The 19,526-nt window shown below is 72.1% G+C and carries 17 protein-coding genes; 10 read left to right on the top strand and 7 right to left on the bottom strand.

Going from position 1 to position 19,526, the window contains the following annotated elements; translation table 11 throughout:
- Positions 1 to 111: 111 nt before the first annotated feature.
- Positions 112 to 2,328: a HelD family protein gene (locus tag ACIA5A_RS27630; RefSeq protein WP_396767376.1), complete on the top strand. Its 2,217-nt coding sequence runs from the start codon at positions 112 to 114 to the stop codon at positions 2,326 to 2,328.
- A 56-nt stretch (positions 2,329 to 2,384) separates the two neighbouring features.
- Here ACIA5A_RS27630 and ACIA5A_RS27625 read toward each other — a convergent pair whose 3' ends face one another.
- Complete coding sequence (locus tag ACIA5A_RS27625) at positions 2,385 to 2,807, bottom strand: hypothetical protein (RefSeq protein ID WP_396767354.1); 423 nt, start codon at positions 2,805 to 2,807, stop codon at positions 2,385 to 2,387.
- Positions 2,808 to 3,077: 270 nt separating this feature from the next.
- Between ACIA5A_RS27625 and ACIA5A_RS27620 the strand changes: the two genes are divergently transcribed.
- On the top strand, positions 3,078 to 3,455 hold the full coding sequence (locus tag ACIA5A_RS27620; RefSeq protein ID WP_246412087.1) for a hypothetical protein: 378 nt from the start codon (positions 3,078 to 3,080) through the stop codon (positions 3,453 to 3,455).
- Between the two features lie 55 nt (positions 3,456 to 3,510).
- Here ACIA5A_RS27620 and ACIA5A_RS27615 read toward each other — a convergent pair whose 3' ends face one another.
- The 3 genes from ACIA5A_RS27615 to ACIA5A_RS27605 form a co-directional block, all read right to left on the bottom strand.
- Positions 3,511 to 4,524, bottom strand: a complete 1,014-nt coding sequence (locus ACIA5A_RS27615) for a sporulation protein (protein ID WP_396767353.1) — start codon at positions 4,522 to 4,524, stop codon at positions 3,511 to 3,513.
- 108 nt (positions 4,525 to 4,632) lie between these two features.
- The gene (locus tag ACIA5A_RS27610) at positions 4,633 to 5,412 is read right to left on the bottom strand and encodes a DeoR/GlpR family DNA-binding transcription regulator (RefSeq protein ID WP_396767352.1); all 780 of its coding nucleotides are present in this window, start codon (positions 5,410 to 5,412) and stop codon (positions 4,633 to 4,635) included.
- Positions 5,413 to 5,448: 36 nt separating this feature from the next.
- Positions 5,449 to 7,458, bottom strand: a complete 2,010-nt coding sequence (locus ACIA5A_RS27605; protein WP_396767351.1) for a beta-galactosidase — start codon at positions 7,456 to 7,458, stop codon at positions 5,449 to 5,451.
- A 228-nt stretch (positions 7,459 to 7,686) separates the two neighbouring features.
- Here ACIA5A_RS27605 and ACIA5A_RS27600 point away from each other — a divergent pair, with 228 nt between their 5' ends.
- From ACIA5A_RS27600 to ACIA5A_RS27585, 4 genes are read left to right on the top strand one after another with little or no spacing between them, the layout of a single operon-like run.
- Positions 7,687 to 9,018 (top strand): ABC transporter substrate-binding protein, encoded by a 1,332-nt coding sequence (locus ACIA5A_RS27600; RefSeq protein WP_396767350.1) that lies wholly within the window; start codon positions 7,687 to 7,689, stop codon positions 9,016 to 9,018.
- 22 nt (positions 9,019 to 9,040) lie between these two features.
- Complete coding sequence (locus ACIA5A_RS27595) at positions 9,041 to 10,000, top strand: carbohydrate ABC transporter permease (RefSeq protein WP_396767349.1); 960 nt, start codon at positions 9,041 to 9,043, stop codon at positions 9,998 to 10,000.
- Positions 9,997 to 10,881 carry a carbohydrate ABC transporter permease gene (locus tag ACIA5A_RS27590; RefSeq protein ID WP_396767348.1) on the top strand — a complete coding sequence of 295 codons (885 nt, stop codon included), beginning with the start codon at positions 9,997 to 9,999 and terminating at the stop codon, positions 10,879 to 10,881. The genes ACIA5A_RS27595 and ACIA5A_RS27590 overlap by 4 nt, the downstream gene beginning before the upstream one ends.
- Positions 10,878 to 13,097: an alpha-galactosidase gene (locus ACIA5A_RS27585; RefSeq protein ID WP_396767347.1), complete on the top strand. Its 2,220-nt coding sequence runs from the start codon at positions 10,878 to 10,880 to the stop codon at positions 13,095 to 13,097. Before ACIA5A_RS27590 ends, ACIA5A_RS27585 begins: the two co-directional genes overlap by 4 nt.
- Positions 13,098 to 13,100: 3 nt before the next feature.
- On the opposite strand, the gene ACIA5A_RS27580 is transcribed toward ACIA5A_RS27585, so the two are convergent.
- On the bottom strand, positions 13,101 to 13,478 hold the full coding sequence (locus ACIA5A_RS27580) for a winged helix-turn-helix transcriptional regulator (RefSeq protein WP_396767346.1): 378 nt from the start codon (positions 13,476 to 13,478) through the stop codon (positions 13,101 to 13,103).
- A gap of 79 nt (positions 13,479 to 13,557) precedes the next feature.
- On the opposite strand from ACIA5A_RS27580, the gene ACIA5A_RS27575 reads away from it, so the two are divergent.
- The 3 genes from ACIA5A_RS27575 to ACIA5A_RS27565 all read left to right on the top strand — a co-directional run bounded on the left by ACIA5A_RS27575 (position 13,558) and on the right by ACIA5A_RS27565 (position 15,723).
- On the top strand, positions 13,558 to 13,968 hold the full coding sequence (locus tag ACIA5A_RS27575; protein WP_396767345.1) for a RidA family protein: 411 nt from the start codon (positions 13,558 to 13,560) through the stop codon (positions 13,966 to 13,968).
- A gap of 115 nt (positions 13,969 to 14,083) precedes the next feature.
- Positions 14,084 to 14,476 (top strand): YciI family protein, encoded by a 393-nt coding sequence (locus ACIA5A_RS27570; protein WP_396767375.1) that lies wholly within the window; start codon positions 14,084 to 14,086, stop codon positions 14,474 to 14,476.
- 2 nt (positions 14,477 to 14,478) lie between these two features.
- The gene (locus ACIA5A_RS27565; protein WP_396767374.1) at positions 14,479 to 15,723 is read left to right on the top strand and encodes an RNA polymerase sigma factor; all 1,245 of its coding nucleotides are present in this window, start codon (positions 14,479 to 14,481) and stop codon (positions 15,721 to 15,723) included.
- Between the two features lie 68 nt (positions 15,724 to 15,791).
- On the opposite strand, the gene ACIA5A_RS27560 is transcribed toward ACIA5A_RS27565, so the two are convergent.
- Positions 15,792 to 16,361, bottom strand: coding sequence for a hypothetical protein (locus ACIA5A_RS27560; protein ID WP_396767344.1), 570 nt, complete (start codon positions 16,359 to 16,361; stop codon positions 15,792 to 15,794).
- 483 nt (positions 16,362 to 16,844) lie between these two features.
- Positions 16,845 to 18,251, bottom strand: coding sequence for a cellulase family glycosylhydrolase (locus ACIA5A_RS27555; RefSeq protein WP_396767343.1), 1,407 nt, complete (start codon positions 18,249 to 18,251; stop codon positions 16,845 to 16,847).
- Positions 18,252 to 18,508: 257 nt separating this feature from the next.
- On the opposite strand from ACIA5A_RS27555, the gene ACIA5A_RS27550 reads away from it, so the two are divergent.
- Positions 18,509 to 19,471, top strand: coding sequence for a TIGR03557 family F420-dependent LLM class oxidoreductase (locus ACIA5A_RS27550; protein WP_396767342.1), 963 nt, complete (start codon positions 18,509 to 18,511; stop codon positions 19,469 to 19,471).
- The last annotated feature ends 55 nt before the right edge of the window (positions 19,472 to 19,526 follow it).

Here is a 19,526-nt window from a genome sequence, read left to right as displayed (position 1 = left end):
CATTCCTGCTGCAATTCTAGTCAATGAGGAGCCGGCTTGTCAACGCACTCCGACGTGTCGGGTGACCTGCGCCAGGACGACGAGATCGGTCGCGAGCAGGAGTACGTCTCGATGCTCTACGACCGGCTGGACGGCATGCGGGAACAGGCCGCCCGCCGGCTCGACGAGGAGTTGCGCCACACCGGCGGCACCCAGCAGGCGCGCTCGCAGCGCGACGCCACCGTCGCCATGTACGCCGACCAGGTCGAGCAGTTCTCCGCGGTCGAGTCGGGCCTCTGCTTCGGCCGCCTCGACGGCGACGACGCCGTCGCCCGCTACATCGGCCGGATCGGCATCTTCGACACCTCGGGCGACTACGACCCGCTGCTGATGGACTGGCGCGCCCCGGCCGCCCGCCCGTTCTACCTGGCCACCGCCGCCAACCCGCAGGGCGTCCGCCGGCGGCGGCACCTGCGTACCCGCGAGCGCAAGGTGACCGGGCTCAACGACGAGGTGCTGGACATCACCGCCGCCTCCCCCACCGCGCACGAGGAGGTCACCGGCGAGGCGTCGCTGCTGGCCGCGCTCAACGCCGGGCGCACCGGCCGGATGCGCGACATCGTGGAGACGATCCAGGTCGAGCAGGACCGGATCATCCGCGCCGACCTGCCCGGCGTGATGGTGGTGCAGGGCGGTCCGGGCACCGGCAAGACCGCGGTGGCGCTGCACCGGGCGGCCTACCTGCTCTACACGCACCGCCAGCAGCTCTCCACCCGGGGCGTGCTGCTGGTCGGCCCGAACGCCACGTTCCTGCGCTACATCTCCCAGGTGCTGCCGGCGCTGGCCGAGACCGGCGTGCTGTTGCGTACCCAGGCCGACCTGTTCCCCGGCGTGCACGCCCGGCGCGACGAGCCGGCCACCACGGCGGCGCTCAAGGGCCGTGCCGTGCTGACCGAGGTGCTCGCCGCGGCGGTGCGCGACAGGCAGTGGGTGCCGGCCGAGCCGATCGAAATCGAGCTGCCCCAGCGGGAGGTGCTCACGCTCGACCCGGAGACGGTGCGCCAGGCCCGCGACCGGGTCCGCCGCACCGGCCGGCCGCACAACCTGGCCCGGGCCCAGTTCGACATCGAGGTGGTGCACGCGCTCGCCGACCAGGTGGCCGAGCGGATCGGCGCCGACCCGCTCGGCGGGGACAACCTGCTCTCCGAGGCCGACCGGGCGGAGATCCGCCGCGAGCTGCGCGAGGAGCCGGAGATCACGGCCGCCCTGGACGAGCTGTGGCCGGTGCTCACCCCGCAGCGCCTGCTCGCCGACCTGTTCGCCTCGCCGGAGCGGATCGCCACCGCCGCGCCGATGCTCACCGACGACGAGCGGGCCGCCCTGCACCGGGAGCCCGGCGGCTGGACGCCTGCCGACGTGCCGCTGCTGGACGAGGCCGCCGAGCTGCTCGGCGAGGACGAGCGGGCCGCCGCCGCCCGCCGCGAGCGGATCCGCGCAATGGAACGCGAGTACGCCGAGGGCGTGCTGGAGATCTGGCGCGGCTCCCGCTCGATCGACGTGGAGGACGAGGCGGACGGCGGTGAGATCCTCGGCGTGACCGACCTGATCGACGCCGCCCGGCTCTCCGAGCGGCAGGAGGAGTCCGACCGGCTCACCACCGCCCAGCGCGCCGCCGCGGACCGCACCTGGGCGTTCGGGCACGTGATCATCGACGAGGCGCAGGAGCTGTCGCCGATGGCGTGGCGGCTGCTGATGCGGCGCTGCCCGAGCCGGTCGATGACGATCGTCGGGGACGTGGCGCAGACCGGCGCGCTGGCCGGCACGCCGTCGTGGGGCGAGGCGCTCGCGCCGTACGTGGCGGACCGGTGGCGGCTGGAGGAGCTGACCGTCAGCTACCGCACCCCGGCCGAGATCATGGCGGTCGCCGCGGACGTGCTCGCCGAGATCGACCCGGCGCTGCGCCCACCCCGCTCGGTACGTGCCACGGGCGTACCCCCGTGGGACCGGACCGTGCCGGCGGACCGGCTCGTCGCGGAGCTGGTCGAGGCGAGCGGTCGCGAGGCGGCCGGGCTGGCCGACGGCCGGCTCGGGGTGATCGTGCCGACCGGCCGGGTGGCGGATCTGGGCGCGGCGGTCGTCGCGGCGCTGCCCGAGGCGGCGGTGGGCGAGCAGCCGGAGCTGGCGAACCGGGTGGTGGTGCTCACCACCGAGCAGGCCAAGGGGCTGGAGTTCGACTCGGTGCTGGTGGTCGAGCCGGACCGGATCGTCGCCGAGTCGCCGCGCGGGCACAGCGACCTGTACGTCGCGCTCACCCGCGCCACCCAGCGCCTCGGCATCCTCCGGAGGTAAGGAAGGGCCCCCTCTTAACGCCTGCGGTAGAGAGGGGGCCCCTTCTCACCGAACGCTCACCCGGGGTTGGCGCCCTCGTCGGTGACGTTGGCGACCTGGGCGCCCGGGGCCGAGGCGTCGCTCGTGGAGCCGCCGGCGGGGGTGCTCATGCCGCCGGTGGTGGCGTCCCCGGTGGTGGTCGGCGCCACCTTGCCCGGGTGCCGTTCCGGCTGCCGGGCCACCCGGCGCACGCTTGCCGGGCCGGCCGTGCCGCCGGTCGTGGTCACCGCGCCCTGACCCCGGGTCGGGCCGCCGTCACGCAGCACCGTCGGATCCACCGGCACGTGCGCCGGGTCGTCCGGGTCCGACTCCTGGATCACCCGCTGCTCGTCGGTCTGCGGCACCGTGACCTCGTCGAGCGCGCCCTCTCCGTACACCCCGCCGGCGACCCGCTGCTCGGCCTGCCGGGCGGCGTCCTGCCGCATGTCGTCCTCACGCACGTGAACCACCTCGCCGCTCGGGAAATGGGTACGGGTGTGGCGTGCCCGAGGGTCGGGGGCTGAAACCGACGGTGTTTGCGGCGGAAAGCGCCGAGTGTCCGGAACCGGATGGGGGCCGGATCCCGCCGCGCATCCGGCGGTTACCTTGTCTCGGGGGCCGGGTAGACGGAGGGTGCCCCCGCCACAGAGTGCGAACCGTGCCGTGGCCGAACTGCGGTAGCGGGGCGAGGGTGTGCAGATACCGACTCATCAAATCCTGAGGAGGACCAGATGAGCACGCAGGCTGCATCCACCAGGCCGATGAACCGGCCGATGTCCGACGTCCAGAACCGGTCGAGCATGCAGGACATGTCGACCCGGCAGATGCCGTCGATGCACGACGGCCACCGGGAGCAGATGCCCAGCCCGGGCACCGAGACGAAGCAGGCGTTCCTGACCACCGAGTTCTGGGTGTACGCCGCGGCCGCCGCGGTCGTCGTGATCGCCGCGTTCTGGAAGGGCACCACCGCCAACGGCCTGAACATCAACAACCCGAACCAGGCCTGGTGGTACCTGACCGCGCTGACCGGCGCGTACCTGGTCAGCCGGGGCCTGTCCAAGGCGGGCAGCGCGCGCCGCTCCGGCAAGGAGCGTCGAGGCCGGCACTGACCCACGCCGACGGCGACGCCCCCGGGATCCGTCCCGGGGGCGTCGTCGCGTCACGTCACTCCTCGCCGAAGTCGCCGAAGTCCCCGCCGTCGTCGTCGCCGCCGAACGCGTCGTCGATCATCTCGCCGGCGACCAGACCGCCTGCCACGCCCAGCGCGGCGCCCGCCACCACGCCGCCCATGCCCGGGCCCCGACGGCCGTGGTGGCCCGGCGCGCCGTAGTGGCCGGGGGCGCCGTAGTGGCCGGGCGCGCCGTAGTGGCCCTGCCCGCCGAAGCCCTGGGCGCGCAGGCCGCCGTAGCGCGAGGTGGTCTCCCGCAGCCAGCCGTCGACGACCGGCGTCCAGTCGGTGCGGGCGGCGTCGCTGTGCGGCACGGAGTATCGCCCGAAGACGTCCTGCCCGCCGGTGAAGAAGCCGCCGCGCTTGTCGCACTCCAGGATCACCTCGACGCCCTGCTGGCTGGTCACGAACGTCAGCTCGACCTCGGTGACGGTCTGCGCGTACTGCGGCGCGGCGAAGAACTCGATCTCCTGGTAGAACGGCAGCGTCTGCGGCACACCGTAGATGTGGCCGCGCTCCAGGTCGGCGTGCTTGAACCGGAAGCCCAACGCCTGGAACGCGTCGAGGATGCGTTCGTGGATCGGCAGCGGGTGCACCGACACCTGGTCCAGGTCGGACTTGTCCACGGCACGGGCCACCGCCACCTCGGTGCGCAGGCCCATCGTCATGCCGTGCAGCCGCTGGCCGTAGACGTTGGTCACCGGCGTCTCCCACGGCACCGGAAGCTGGAACGGGATGGCGAGCTGCTGCTTGGGGGCCAGCTCGAACGCGCCGCTGACCGGCCTCCGGTGGAACTCCATGACGCCCGCGTACTCGGTGTCGCCGCCCTCGATCTCGACCCGGGTGACCAGGCCGACACTGATCTGCTCGATCCGCGCCGGTGCGTCGCCGCCGACCAGGTTGACGTGCCCGTCCAGGGCCAGCCCGGGCCGGGTGTTCGGGTTGGCGAGCACCGTGTCGACGCTGGGGCCGCCCACACCGAACGCGCTCAACATCTTCTTGAAGACCATCGGTCACTCCCGCGGGGACGGCGTTCCGACATGGACCGTCGGACGCTTGGTGAGGGGACCCTAACCGCTGTCGCTGGGAAGTGCCTGAGAAGCGCGGGCGCGTCGGCGTCAGGACGTGGGGTCGACCACGATCAGCTCGCCGACCTGCTCGCCGAGTTCCCGGCGGGCGTCGGCGGACAGGCCGGCGTCGGTGACCAGCACGTCGGCCTCGCCCAGCGGGGCGATGGTGGCGATGCCGATGGTCTCCCACTTGGTGTGGTCGGCGAGCACGACCAGGCGGCGGGCCGCGCCGATGAGCCGGCGGTTCACCGCCGCCTCCAGCAGGTTCGGGGTGGTGAAGCCGGTACGCCGGCTCATCCCGTGCACGCCGAGGAAGAGCAGGTCGACGTTGAGCGCGGCGATGGCCGCCTCGGCGACCGGGCCGGTCAGCGCGTCCGACGGAGTGCGGATGCCGCCGGTCAGCACCACGGTCTGGTCGGGGCGGGGGTTCTGGTAGAGCGCGTCGGCGACCGGGATCGAGTTGGTGACCACGGTCAGCCCGCGTACCTCGGCCAGCCGGGCGGCCAGCGCGGCGGTGGTGGTGCCGGCGGAGAGCGCGACGGCCATGCCGGGCTCGACCAGGTCGGCGGCCCGGTCCACGATGGCCTGCTTCTCGGTCCGCTGCCGCACCGACTTGGCGGCGAAGCCGGGTTCCTCGGTGGAGCCGGGGCCGGCGAGCGTCGCGCCGCCGTGCACCTTATCGATCAGGCCGCGTTCGGCGAGCACCTCCAGGTCCCGCCGGATGGTCATGTCCGACACGCCGAAGCGGCTCACCAGGTGGCTGACCCGCACGCCACCGCGCTGGCGGATCAGTTCCAGGATGGCGCTCTGCCGTTGCTGGGCGAGCATGGGGACCTCCTCGGCACGCGAGCGGCAGGGTACCGGTCAGGTGGTCGCGGGCTCGGACACGAGGTCCTCGCGGACCACCGCCACCTCGCCGGGCGGCACCGTCAGCTCGCCGTCGCACCGCGCGCCGCCGAGCAGCTCGACGCCGGTGACCGGCAGGCGGGCCGGCTCGCCGGTGTGGTTGACCACGAACAACCAGCTCCGCTCCGCCGAGCGGCGGCGGACCACCTCCACCCCGACCGGCGCGGTCGCCGCCGGGCGCACGCCGGCCTCGGCGAGCAGCCGGGCCACCAGCCCGTCGGTCGCCGCGTCGTCGAGCCGGGTGCCGACGTACCAGGCGGCGCCCGCGCCGACCGCGTGGCGGGTCAGCGCGGGCACGCCCGGCAGGGGCCCGTCGGCGTACGCGGCCAGCACGTCCGCGCCCTCGGCGTGCAGCCACTCGGTCCACACGTCGGCGTGCGAGCCGTCGTCGAGGCGTACCGTCTCGCCGTCGCGCAGCGGGAAGAACTCCTCGGTGCGGACGCCGAGCAGGTCCCGGAACGCGCCGGGGTAGCCGCCGAGCCGGATGTGGTCGTGCTCGTCGACGACGCCGCTGAAGTAGGTGACGAGCGCGGTGCCGCCGGCCTCGACGAACGCGCGCAGCGCGGCGGCGTCCACGTCGCGGGTCAGGTAGAGCGTGGGCACCAGCACCAGCCGGTAGCCGGACAGGTCGGCGGTCGGGTGCACCACGTCGGCGGTGACGCCGGCGCGCCAGAGCGCGCCGTGCAGCGCGGTCACCCGGTCGGTGTAGGTGACGTCGACGCTGGGGTGGGAGTCGAGTTCGACGCCCCACCACGCCTCGTAGTCGAAGAGCACGGCGACGTCGGCGTCGACGCGGCTGCCGCGTACCTCGGCCAGCGCCCGCAGGTCGGCGCCGAGCCGGCAGACCTCGCGGAACACCTTGGTCTCCGGCCCGGCGTGCGGCACCAGCGCGGAGTGGAACTTCTCCGCGCCGGCGCGGGAGGCGCGCCACTGGAAGAAGAGCACCCCGTCGGCGCCGCGCGCCACGTGCGCAAGGCTGTTGCGGCGCATCTGCCCGGGCGTCTTGGCCACGTTGCGGGGCTGCCAGTTGACCGCGCTCGTCGAGTGCTCCATGAGCAGCCAGGGCGCGCCGCGGGCCACGCCGCGGGTGTGGTCGGCGGCGAACGCGAGGTCGACCTCGGGACGCGGGTCGGCGGCGTTCAGGTAGTGGTCGTTGGCGACCACGTCGACGTCGTCGGCCCAGGAGTGGTAGTCCATGTGCCTGATGCCGGTGCCGACCATGAAGTTGGTGGTGATCGGCTGCGGCACGAGCCGGTCCAGCATCTCCCGTTCGGCGCGGAGCTGGGCGCGCTGCTCGTCGGAGGAGAAGCGCAGGAAGTCGAGCTGCTGGGTCGGGTTGGCGAAGGTCGGCGCGGCGCGCGGCGGGTTCACCTCGGCCCAGTCGTGGTAGCGCTGGCTCCAGAACGCGGTGCCCCAGGCGGCGTTGAGCGCGTCCAGGTCGCGGTAGCGCTCGCGCAGCCAGCGCCGGAACGCCTCGGCGCTGACGTCGCAGTAGCAGTGCACGTTGTGGCAGCCCAGCTCGTTGGAGACGTGCCAGAGCACCACCGCCGGGTGGTCGGCGTACCGCCGCGCGACCGCCTCGACAAGCGCGAGGGAGCGTTCCCGGAAGACCGGCGAGCTGGGACAGTACGCCTGCCGGCCGCCGGGCCACAGCACGGTGCCGTCGGCGCGGCGGGGCAGCGTCTCCGGGTGCCGGTGGGCCAGCCACGGCGGCGGGCTGGCGGTGGCGGTGGCCAGGTCGACGTCGATCCCGCCGTCGTGCAGCAGGTCGAGTGCCCGGTCCAGCCAGCCGAACTCGTACGTGCCGGGGGCCGGCTCCAGCAGGGCCCAGGAGAAGATGCCGACGGAGACCAGGTTGACCCCGGCGCGACGCATCAGCTCGATGTCCTCGGCCCAGACGGTCTCGGGCCACTGCTCCGGGTTGTAGTCCGCGCCGTAGAAGATTCCGTCGCCCTGCCAGTTCCGCATGAGAGCAGAGGGTGCCCCGGTCGGGGAGCCAAGTCAACACTTTCCAACATCGACACGGATTACAACGTTTACCGGCTCTTTCCCCTGCCACCGCCCAATTATCACCGTCCTTTTGCCCTCTTGACACCGCCGTACCAAGGGGTAGCTTCAACCGCCACCGGCTATTTCTGTTCGGACGTGTGGATTCTCGGTGGATCTCGTAGCACACCTCTCCACGCAGGAGGCGCAATGTCCCGTCCCCGCTCCCAGGCCGAGTACCTCGCCCGGCTCGTACCCCCGTCCGTCGCCGGCCTGAACCGGCGCTCGCTGCTGGCCGGCGCGGCCGGCGCGGGCGCGCTGCTCGGCACCGGCGCGCTCGCCGGCTGCGGCGACTCCGACTCCGACTCCGGCGGCGACGCCAAGAGCGTCTCGCTCGGCTCGAACCAGTCGGACCCGAAGCCCAAGGACGTCGTCGCCAAGGTGATGGACGGCTTCAAGACGTCCTCCGGGGTGACCGTCAACATCAACACGGTCGACCACAACACGTTCCAGGAGAACATCAACAACTATCTCCAGGGCAAGCCGGACGACGTGTTCACCTGGTTCGCCGGCTACCGGATGCGGTTCTTCGCGGCCAAGGGCCTGGCCGGCGACCTCAGCGACGTCTGGGGCAAGCTCGACGGCTACACCGACGCGTTCAAGAAGGCGTCCACGGGCGACGACGGCAAGCAGTACTTCGTGCCGGCGTCGTACTACCCGTGGGCGGTCTTCTACCGCAAGTCGGTCTGGCAACAGCGCGGCTACCAGGTGCCCAAGACGCTCGACGACCTCAACACGCTCGGCGCGCAGATGAAGAAGGACGGGCTGAACCCGATCGCGTTCGCCGACAAGGACGGCTGGCCGGCGATGGGCACGTTCGACATCCTCAACCTGCGGATCAACGGCTACCAGTTCCACGTCGACCTGATGGCCGGCAAGGAGGCCTGGACCTCCGACAAGGTCAAGAAGGTCTTCGACACCTGGGCCGGCCTGCTCCCCCTGCACCAGCCCGACTCGCTGGGCCGCACCTGGCAGGAGGCCGCCCAGTCGTTGCAGCAGAAGAAGAGCGGCATGTACCTGCTCGGCCTCTTCGTCGGCCAGCAGTTCAGCGGCGCCGACCTGGAGGACCTGGACTTCTTCACGTTCCCCGAGGTCGACTCCACGATCGGGGCGAAGGCCCTGGACGCGCCGATCGACGGCTACATGATGGCCCGCAAGCCGAAGTCCAAGGACGCCGCCACCAAGCTGCTGACCTACCTCGGCTCGAAGGACGCCGCGAACATCACGGTGAAGAACGACCCGAGCACGCTGGTGGCGAACAGCGGCGCGGACACCGCCGGCTACACCGCGCTGCAGAAGAAGGCCGCCGAACTGGTCGGCTCGGCCACCGAGATCGCACAGTTCCTCGACCGGGACACCCGGCCGGACTTCGCCTCCACCGTGATCATCCCGGCGCTCCAGCAGTTCATCAAGAACCCGAAGGACATCGGCGGGATGCTCACCAGCGTCGAGAACCAGAAGAAGTCGATCTTCACCAGCTGACGGCGGAAGGGGGAAGGACACCATGTCCGACCTGCCCCTGATCCAAGCGGATCGCGCCGTGCCGCCACCGGCCGCGACCACCACCACGGGTGGTGGCCGCGGCCGCCGGCTACGGCTTCTCTCCCGCACCGACCGCGTGGTGATCACGCTGATGGTGCTGGTGCCCCTGCTGCTCGTCCTCGGCCTGGTCTGGCTGCCGGCGGCGGCCACCGTGCTGCTCTCCGGCACGAACTGGGACGGCATCGGCCCGCTCGGCGAGATCGACTGGGTCGGGCTGAAGAACTACGACGACGTGGTCAACAACTACCCGCCGTTCGTCCCCGCGGTGCAGAACAACCTGCTCTGGCTGGCCGCGCTCTTCGTGGTGGCCACCCCGTTCGGCATGTTCCTCGCCGTGCTGCTGGACAAGGAGCTGCGCGGCAGCCGGTTCTACCAGACCGCGCTCTACCTGCCGGTGGTGCTCTCGCTGGCGCTCGTCGGCTTCATCTGGCAGCTCATCTACAGCCGCGACCAGGGACTGCTCAACGGCGTGTTCGGCGGCGACACCGACTGGTACGGCGACCCTAACGTCAACATCTGGGCGGTGCTGGTGGCCGCCGGCTGGCGGCACGTCGGCTACATCATGCTGCTCTACCTGGCCGGCCTGAAGGGCGTCGACCCGTCGCTGCGGGAGGCCGCCGCGGTCGACGGCTCCTCGGAGACCAGCACGTTCTTCCGGGTCGTCTTCCCGGTGATGCGCCCCATCAACATCATCGTGCTGGTGGTGACCGTGATCGAGTCGCTGCGCGCGTTCGACCTGGTCTGGGTCATCAACAAGGGCCGCAACGGGTTGGAACTGATCTCGGCGCTGGTCACCCAGAACGTGGTGGGCGAGGCGAGCCGCATCGGCTTCGGCTCCGCGCTGGCCACCATCATGCTGGCCGTCTCCCTGGTCTTCATCACCGTCTACCTCTGGACCGTCATGCGGGAGGGCAAGCGATGACCACCGCCGTCTCCCCCCGGCGCCGCCGGCCGGTGCGGCCCGCCCGGGTCGTCCTGCACGTCTTCCTGGGTACGGTCGCCGTCGGCTGGCTGTTCCCGCTGTTCTGGGCGGTGCTCACCTCGTTCCGCTCCTACCAGTACACCGCCGTGCACGGCTACGTGTCGTTCGGCGGCTGGACCATCGACAACTACGTCACCGCCTGGGAGACCGCCGAGTTCGGTAAGCACTTCCTCAACTCGGTCTACATCACCGTCCCCGCGGTGCTGCTCACGCTCTTCCTCGCCTCGTGCGTGGCGTTCGTGATCGCCCGGTTCAGCTGGAAGCTCAACATCGCGCTGCTCGGTCTCTTCACCGCGGCGAACCTGCTTCCGCAGCAGTCCCTGCTGATCCCGCTGTTCCGGATGTTCACCGAGATCCCGCTGCCGGCCTGGATGAGCGACTCGGAGCTGCTCTACGACAGCTACTGGGGGCTGATCCTGGTCAACGTCGCGTTCCAGTGCGGCTTCTGCGTCTTCGTGCTCAGCAACTACATGAAGGCGCTGCCGCACGAGCTGTACGAGGCGGCGATGGTCGACGGGGCGAGCGTGTGGCGGCAGTACTGGCAGGTGACCATGCCGCTGTGCCGGCCGGCCCTGGCCGCGCTGGCCACGCTGGAGGTGACCTGGATCTACAACGAGTTCTTCTGGGCCACCGTGCTGATGCGCAGCGGCGACAAGTTCCCGGTGACCAGCTCGCTGAACAACCTGCGCGGCCAGTTCTTCACCGACAACAACCTCGTCTCGGCCGGTTCGGTGCTGGTCGCGATCCCCACCCTGGTGATCTTCTTCCTGTTGCAGAAGCAGTTCGTCCGGGGCCTGACGCTGGGAGCCTCCAAGGGATGACGATCGTCCACCTGCGCCGCGCGCGGACCAGCCTGGTGCTCGACGCGCGCGGTCCGGGGCTGCCCCGGGTCGTGCACTGGGGTGCCGACCTCGGACCGCTGTCCCCGGACGACCTGCCCGGACTGGTCGACGCCACCGTCCCGCCGGTGGTGCCGAGCAGCTTCGACGAGCCCACCGTGTTGTCGCTGCTGCCCGAGGCGAGCGCGGGCTGGAGCGGCCGGCCCGGGCTGGCCGGCCACCGCGACGGCCGGGACTGGTCCACCGCGTTCCGCCTGGTCGACGTCGACGTGCACGACGTTCCCCCACCGCCTCCACAGCCGGACGGCACCGCAGGCGGGCACGAGGTGTTAAAAGGGGCCCCTTTACCCGCACCAGGCGTTAATAGGGGGCCCCTCCTTGCGACTGTGCGGGCGGTGGACGAGGGCGCGGGGTTGAGCCTGACCGTCGAGATCGCGCTGGACGCGGCGGGGTTGCTGACGGTGCGGCACCGGCTGCGCAACGACGGCGACGGCCGCTACGAGCTGCGCGAGCTGACGCCGGTGCTGCCGGTGCCGGCGGTCGCCACCGAACTGCTCGACCTGACCGGGCGCTGGTGCCGGGAACGCGCGCCGCAGCGGCACCCGTGGCCGATGGGCGCTTGGGTCCGCGAGGGGCGACACGGCCGCACCGGGCACGACGCCACGCTGCTGCTGGTCGCCGGCACGCCCGGCTTCGGCTTCGGGCACGGCGAGGTGTGGGCGGTGCACACCGCGTGGAGCGGCGACCACGTCACGGCGGCCGAGCGACGCCCGACCGGCGACGCCACGCTCGGCGGCGGCGAGCTGCTCGCCCCCGGCGAGATCGTGCTGGAGCCGGGCGAGGAGTACGCCACCCCGCTGCTTCACGCGGCGCACTCCGCCGACGGGCTGGACGGGCTCAGCGACGTGCTGCACACCAGCCTGCGCGCCCGGCCGGGTCATCCGCGCACGCCCCGGCCGGTGACGCTCAACGTCTGGGAGGCGGTCTACTTCGACCACGAGCTGGACCGGCTGCGGGGGCTCGCCGACCGGGCCGCCGAGGTGGGCGTGGAGCGCTTCGTGCTGGACGACGGCTGGTTCCGCGGCCGGCGCCACGACCTCGCCGGGCTCGGCGACTGGTGGGTCGACGAGCAGGTCTGGCCGGGCGGGCTGCAACCGCTCATCGACCACGTACGCGGGCACGGCATGCAGTTCGGGCTCTGGGTCGAGCCGGAGATGGTCAATCCCGACTCCGACCTGTTCCGCGCCCACCCCGACTGGGTGCTCCAGGCGCCCGGCCGGCTACCCCCGGCGTGGCGGCACCAGCAGGTGCTCGACCTGGCCCATCCGGACGCGTACGCGTACCTGCTCGGCCGGCTCGACGCGGTGCTGGGCGAGCACGACGGCATCGACTACCTGAAGTGGGACCACAACCGGGACCTGACCGAGGCCGGGCACGGCGGTCGGCCCGGCGTGCACACGCAGACCCTGGCGGTCTACCGGCTGCTGGACGAGCTGCGCGCCCGGCATCCGGGCCTGGAGATCGAGAGCTGCTCGTCCGGCGGCGCCCGGGTCGACCTGGAGATCCTGCGCCGCACCGACCGGGTCTGGGCCAGCGACTGCAACGACGCGCTGGAACGCCTGGCCGTCCAACGCTGGACCGGCCTGCTGCTCCCGCCGGAGCTGATCGGCACGCACATCGGCCCGGACCGCTCGCACACCACCCACCGGGTGCACGACCTCGGCTTCCGGGCGGTCACCGCGCTCTTCGGCCACCACGGCATCGAGTGGGACATCAGCGCGATCGACGCGTCCACGCGGGCCGAACTCGCCGCCTGGGTGGCGCTGCACAAGCGGCTGCGCCCGCTGCTGCACGGCGGCCGGGTGGTCCGGGTCGACCACCCGGACGATGCCGTGCAGGCCCACGGCGTCGTCGCCCACGACCGCTCCGAAGCGGTGTACGCGGTCAGCCGGGTCGCCACCTCCGTCGCGCAGGTCCCCGGCGCGGTGCGACTGCCGGGGCTGGACCCGGCCCGGCGCTACCGGGTGCGCCCGCCGGCCGGGGTGCCGGAGCCGGCCCTGCTGGAACTGACGCCGCCGGGCTGGCTGGCGTCCGACGCCGGGGTGACGCTGCCCGGGTCGGTGCTGGCCACGGTCGGCCTGCACCTGCCCGCGCTGCACCCGGAGCAGGCGCTGCTGCTGGAGGTCACCGCGGTCTGAGCGTCAGTCCACCGCGGCGTCGAACGCGCGCCGGGCCTGCTCGATCCGCGGTAGCTGCGCGTCGGCCCAGTCGAGGAGCGCGTCGATCGGCGCGCGCAACGTCTTGCCCAGCGGGGTGATCCGATACTCCACCGCGACCGGCCGGGTCGCCACGACGTGGCGTTCGACGATGCCGTTGCGTTCGAGGCGCCGCAGCGTCGCGGTGAGCGACTTCTGCGTCACCGCCGGGATCGCGCGACGCAGCTCGTTGAAGCGGCACGGGCGCTCGCACAGCTCGTTGAGGACGCTGAGTGACCACTTGTCGAGCACCTGGTCGAGCAGCTCGCGGTGGGGTGCGTCGATCCGCAGCTCGTCGGCGCGGGGGGTGGCGGTATCGCGCATGAAACCAGATCTCCTTGAAGTGTCCTCCGTCAACTAGGTATCAATAGTAAACCGCTACACCGCATTCGGAGGAGACCTGATGTCCGTAACCCTGCTCAGCCCCGACGATCTTCAGCCGCACACGCCCTACCACCACGTCGCGGTGGCCACCGGGTCACGCCACATCCACGTCAGCGGCCAGATCGCCCGGCTCGGCGACGGCACGCCCGTCGCGCCCGGCGACCTCACCGGGCAGGTCGCGCAGGTGCTGCGCAACACCGGCCGCGCCCTCGCCGGCGTCGACGCCTCGTTCCACGACGTGGTCCGGCTGACCTTCTACGTCACCGGATGGACGCCCGAGCAGATCGGGCCGTTCATGGCCGGGATCGAGTCGGTCGCCGAGGAACTGGACCTGCCCCGTCCGCTGCCGCCGGCGTCGCTGATCGGCGTGGCTCACCTCTTCGAACCCGACGTGCTCGTCGAGCTGGAGGCGACCGCGGTCGCGGCGTGACCACCATTCTCGGATTCTTCGCCCGCCGATGTAGAGAACCGGGGTGGCGGCTTCTACCCGTGGGTGGAAGCACCGACAATCGGTGCTCGGGCGTGAGGAGCGAGTCGTGAAGTACATGCTGCTGATGCAGTTCAGTGCCGCCGGGGCCGAGTTCCCGTCGGTGGACACCTGGACCCCGGCGGAGTTCCGGGCGCACATCGACTTCATGGGCGAGGTCAACGCCAAACTCGTGGCGGACGGCGAGTTCGTGCAGGGCGAGGGGCTGGGCGGGCCGCCGCAGGCCCGCATCGTCCGGGCCGGCGAGAACGGCGCGCCGGTGGTCACCGAGGGACCGTTCGCGGAGACCAAGGAGTTCCTGGCCGGCTTCTGGATCGTCGACTGCGAGACCCCGCAGCGGGCGGTCGAGATCGCCGCGTTCATCTCCACCGCGCCCGGTCCCGGCGGCCGGCCGCTGAACATGCCGATCGAGGTGCACCCGGTGATGTCCGGCCCGCCGCAGGAGATGTGACCCTGGTCGACCACGCCGTCGAGGACCTGCTGCGCGAGCTGGCGCCGCAGGTCCTCGGCGTGCTCGCCCGCCGCTTCGGGGACTTCGCCACCGCCGAGGACGCGGTGCAGGAGGCGCTGCTGGCGGCCACCCGGCAGTGGCCCGCCGACGGGCTGCCGGAGCATCCGCGCGGCTGGCTCACCCAGGTCGCGTACCGGCGGATGATCGAACTGGTGCGGGCCGAGACGGCCCGGCGGGACCGGGAGGAACGCGCGGCTAGGCGCTCCGGCGACGACCGGCGGACCGCGCCGGCCGCCGACGAGCCGCTGACCGGCGACCGGGACGACACGCTGGTGCTCCTCTTCCTCTGCTGCCACCCGACGCTGACCACCCCGTCGGCCATCGCGCTGACGCTGCGCGCGGTGGGCGGCCTGAGCACCGCCGAGATCGCCCGCGCGTTCCTGGTGCCCGAGGCCACCATGGCGCAGCGGATCAGCCGGGCCAAGCAGCGGATCAAGGACTCCGGCCTGCCGTTCCGGCTCCCCGAGCCGACCGACCGGCAGGCCCGGCTCGCCGCCGTGCTGCACGTGCTCTACCTGATCTTCACCGAGGGACACACCGCCACCCTCGGCGACGACCTGCGGCGCGTCGACCTGTGCGAGGAGGCGATCCGGCTGGCCCGGGAGATGCACCGCCTGCTGCCCACCGACAGCGAGGTGGCCGGGCTGCTCGCGCTGATGCTGCTCACCGAGGCGCGCGCCGCCGCCCGCACCGGCCCGTCCGGCGAGCTGATCCCGCTGGCCGAGCAGGACCGGTCCCGCTGGGACACCGCCGCCGTCGCCGAGGGCACGACACTGGTCACCGATGCGATGCGCCGGGGGCCGGTCGGGCCGTACCAGCTCCAGGCCGCGGTGGCGGCGCTGCACGACGAGGCGCCGGACGCGGCGGCGACCGACTGGCCGCAGATCCTCGCGCTCTACCGGGTGCTGGAACGCCTCACCGGCAGCCCGGTGGTGGCGTTGAACCGGGCCGTCGCCACCGCCATGGTGCACGGCCCGGCCGCCGGGCTGGACGCGCTCGCCGGTCCGGCGGCGGACCCCCGGCTGGCCGGCTCGCACCGGCTCGACGCGGCCCGCGCCCACCTGCACGAGATGGCCGGTGACCGGGACGCGGCGGTGACCCACTACCGGGCCGCCGCCGCGAGGACGACCAGCGGCCCCGAACAGGAATACCTGCTGACCCGCGCCGCCCGCCTGGCCTCCGCCTGACCGGGTCTCCACGTCCCGCCCCGCCCGGCCGCCACCGTCCACCACCCTCCCGCTTGGGACGGGTGGGGTCAGCCAGCGCGGCGGGTGGTGTCGCGGAGTGCCAACGCGACGGTGGCGAAGAGCGCCGCGCCGCAGCCGACGCCCGAGACCAGGCCGACCGCCGCCGCGTCACCACCGAGGGCGTAGGTGAGGAAGCCGGCCAGGCCGAGTGCGGTCATCACGGCGCCCAGCCAGTGGTAGCGGGGCATCCGCCACACGGCGGCGAGGCCGAAGAAGTGCACGCCGACGACCACCGCGACCCAGGCCACCGACACCTCGGGCCGGTCGAACACATTGTTGATCACGGCGAGGCCGCCGAAGAGCGCGACCGCCTCCAGCGCCACCACGATCCAGTAGCGGCGGTCCATGAAGCCCGCCGCCTCCGGTCCCTGCGCGGCCGGCGGCGCCTGCCGGGCGACCCGGAACAGGCCGACCAGGAGCAGCGCGGCGACCAGCAGGCCGGCGATCCGCACCACGAGCGGCCACGGCGCGGGCAGGCCACCGCTGTTGACCATGATGAAGACGGTCCCGAACGAGATGGCCACGAGCGACCCGATCACCAGCCCCGACGGCCGTCCCCTGGTCCCCGGCTCACTCATCGTGTCCCCTCCCGACTGTCGCACCGGACCGGTCGGCCCGACGCGCGCCAGATCGTACGGCAGCCCGGCCGGTACGCCCGCACCTCGCCCCGGTGGTCAAGGGATACGGGAACTCCGACGATGCCCCGCCCCGGAGACACCCATACCGTCCCACCCACGCCCCAGCCGGCGAGCGGGTGGAACGTCATGGGTGTGTCAGAGTGCCGGAGACACCCGTACCGTTCCACCCACGCCCCGCCGGGGCGGCGAGTGGAACGGTACGGGTGTCGGCGCGGCGGCATCGAGGCTGCGGCGGCGGAGGGCTGAGTCGTCGCTGCCCTCAGCTCGACAGGTGCCGACGGGAGGCTGGCCGGTGGGCCGCCGACGACCCGACCGCGCCGACTGGCCGGTGGGCCAGCGACGATCCGACCGCGCCGAGCTGAGGGCGTACCGGCAGGACGGTGGCCGGGTCCGTGCGGACCCGGCCACCCCATGCGCGGTCGGTCAGCTCGCGGCGCAGGTCACCGCGGGCGTCGCGTTCGTGCCGTTCCAGCTCGCGATGAAGCCGAACGTGGTGCTGGCGCCCGCGCCGAGCCGGCCGTTGTAGTCGACGTTGCGGGCGGTGTAGGTCGATCCGCTGCCGCTGAGCGTGGCGTTCCAGGACTGGCTGACGGTCTGGCCGTTGGCGAACGTCCACGTCGCGGTCCAGCCGTTGATCGCGGCGGAGCCGGCGGTCACCTTGATGTCGCCCTGGAAACCGCCCTGCCACGAGTTGACCACGCTGTAGCTGGCGGTGCAGCCACCGGCCGGCGGGGGCGTGGTGGTCGGCGGCGTGGTCGGGCTCGGGCTGGTGGTCGGGCTCGGGCTCGTCGTCGGGCTCGGGCTCGTCGTCGGACTCGGGCTCGTCGTCGGGCTGGGCGAGCTGCCGGCGTAGACCGACGCCTCGCGGGAGGTGGCGGTGATGCCGTTGGCCCCGGCGAAGATGCGCTGGCCCCAGCTGGTGAGCTGGTTCGGGTTGAAGCCGGTCGTCATGTCCAGGTATTCCACGCCGCCGCCGTTGCCGCTCCACGACCAGCCGAGGTAGCCGATCCGGTTGGCCTGGGCGTAGGACATGATGGTGTCCTCGTCGGGGTTGCCGTCGGAGTGGTTGAAGCCGAACTCGCCGACCACGACGGGCAGCCCGGCGTTGCGGAACCGGCCCAGGTAGTCGGTGATCTCCGCGGCGGTGTCGAAGACGCCGTACATGTGGATGGAGAAGACGGTGTTGCGCTGCGGGTCGGCGTTGAACACGGTGCCGGCGTTGTCGCGCATGGTGAACGACCAGTCCTGGCCCCAGTTCGGGCCGTCCACCATGATCGTGTGGGTGAGGCCGCCGGCCCGCAGCCGCTTGATGGCGTTCGAGGTGTCCGTGGTCCAGGCGCCGTAGCCCTGGTTGCCGAACGGCTCGTTGCCGATGTTGACGATGACGTACTTCTCCTGGCCCTTGAGCACGTCGGCGATGCTCAGCCAGTAGTCGGTGGCCTTGGCCAGCGTGGTGGCCGCGCCGTCCTCGCCGTAGCCGGTGGTGTCGTGCGCCTCCAGCACGCAGATGAGGCGGTTGGCCTTGCACAGCGAGATCACGTTGGCCACGTCGGCGGCGCTGTTCTTGGTCCAGCGGTCGCCGGTGGCCAGCACCACCCGGACGGTGTTCGCGCCGAGCGCCTTGATGTTGGCGAACGAGCTGGTCTGCTGCGGGTACCAGGTGTGCGCGTGGTTGACGCCGCGCATCACGAACTCGGTGCCGTTGGCGTCGTAGAGCCGGCCGTTGGAGACGGAGAAGCCGGTCGCGGCTTGCGCCGGCTGCCCGAAGGCGAACACGGCGGTGAGTGCCGTCAGCAGGGCGGCGCCCGCGACGGAAAGCATCTTCTTCATGGCTGTCCTCAAGAGGTGGCGACATCCCGGACGCCGCCATCAGCGTAGGCCGATGAACCCTCGAAGGCAACCGGTTAAGTCCTGCGGCGGCCCGCCTTGCACGGGCCGCCGCAGGGGCGGTCATCCCCACCACAGGATGGTGCGCCTCCCGGCCTGAACCGGTTAAGGCGGACTGTAGGCAGCATCAAACCGCCCGTCAAGGTTGACTCTCGCCCGGCGGGGTATCCCGGGACGATCCACCCGGAAGGAGAGGCGCCATGGTGAACGTCGGCTACACCCTGATGTGCGAGCAGGCCGGCCCGAAGGACCTGGTCGACCACGCCGTACGCGCCGAGGCGGCCGGCTTCGACCACCTGGTCATGTCCGACCACTACTACCCGTGGCTGGAGTCGCAGGGCCACTCCTCGTACGCCTGGTCGGTGCTCGGCGCGGTCGCCCACGCCACCACCCGGCCCGAGCTGCTGTCGTTCGTCACCTGCCCGATCCGGCGCTACCACCCGGCGGTGGTGGCGCAGAAGGCCAGCACCATCGGCGTGCTCTCGGACGGGCGGTTCACGCTCGGCCTCGGCGCCGGGGAGAACCTGAACGAGCACGTGGTCGGCGGGTGGCCGCACGTGCAGCAGCGGCACGAGATGTTCGAGGAGGCGTTGCAGATCATCCGGCCGCTGCTCAACGGCGAGACGCTGACGTTCTCCGGCAACCACTTCGACGTGCCCGACGCGTACGTGTGGGACCGGCCCGAGCACCCGGTGCCGATGGCGGTGGCCGCGTCCGGCCGGCAGTCGGCCACCCTCGCCGCCGAGTACGCCGACGCCATGATCGCCACCGACCCGCTGTCGCACCTGGTCGACATGTACGAGGAGGCCGGCGGCGCGGGCCGCCCCCGCTACGGCCAGGTGGCGATCTGCTACGGCCCGGACGAGGACGAGTGCCGCAAGATCGTGCACGACCAGTTCCGCTGGTTCGGGATGGGCTGGAAGGTCAACGCCGACCTGCCGAACCCGGACGCGTTCGCGGCGGCCACCCAGTTCGTCCGCGAGGAGGACGTGGCCGAGGGCATCTCCTGCGGCCCGGACACCGAACGGCACGTCGAGGCGTTCAAGAAGTTCGTCGACGCCGGCTTCACCCACGTGGCGCTGGTGCAGGTGGGCGGCGACAGCCAGCCGATGTTCCTCGACTGGGCCCAGGAGGAGCTGCTGCCCCGGCTGCGCGAGCTGTGACGGGAAGGTCGACGACATGCGTATCGGGAACACCGAGATCCGGCCCGCCGGTGGC

Source organism: Micromonospora sp. NPDC051300 (genome assembly GCF_044455315.1).
Taxonomy (GTDB): domain Bacteria; phylum Actinomycetota; class Actinomycetes; order Mycobacteriales; family Micromonosporaceae; genus Micromonospora; species Micromonospora robiginosa.
This window is presented reverse-complemented; position numbering and strand designations above follow the sequence as displayed.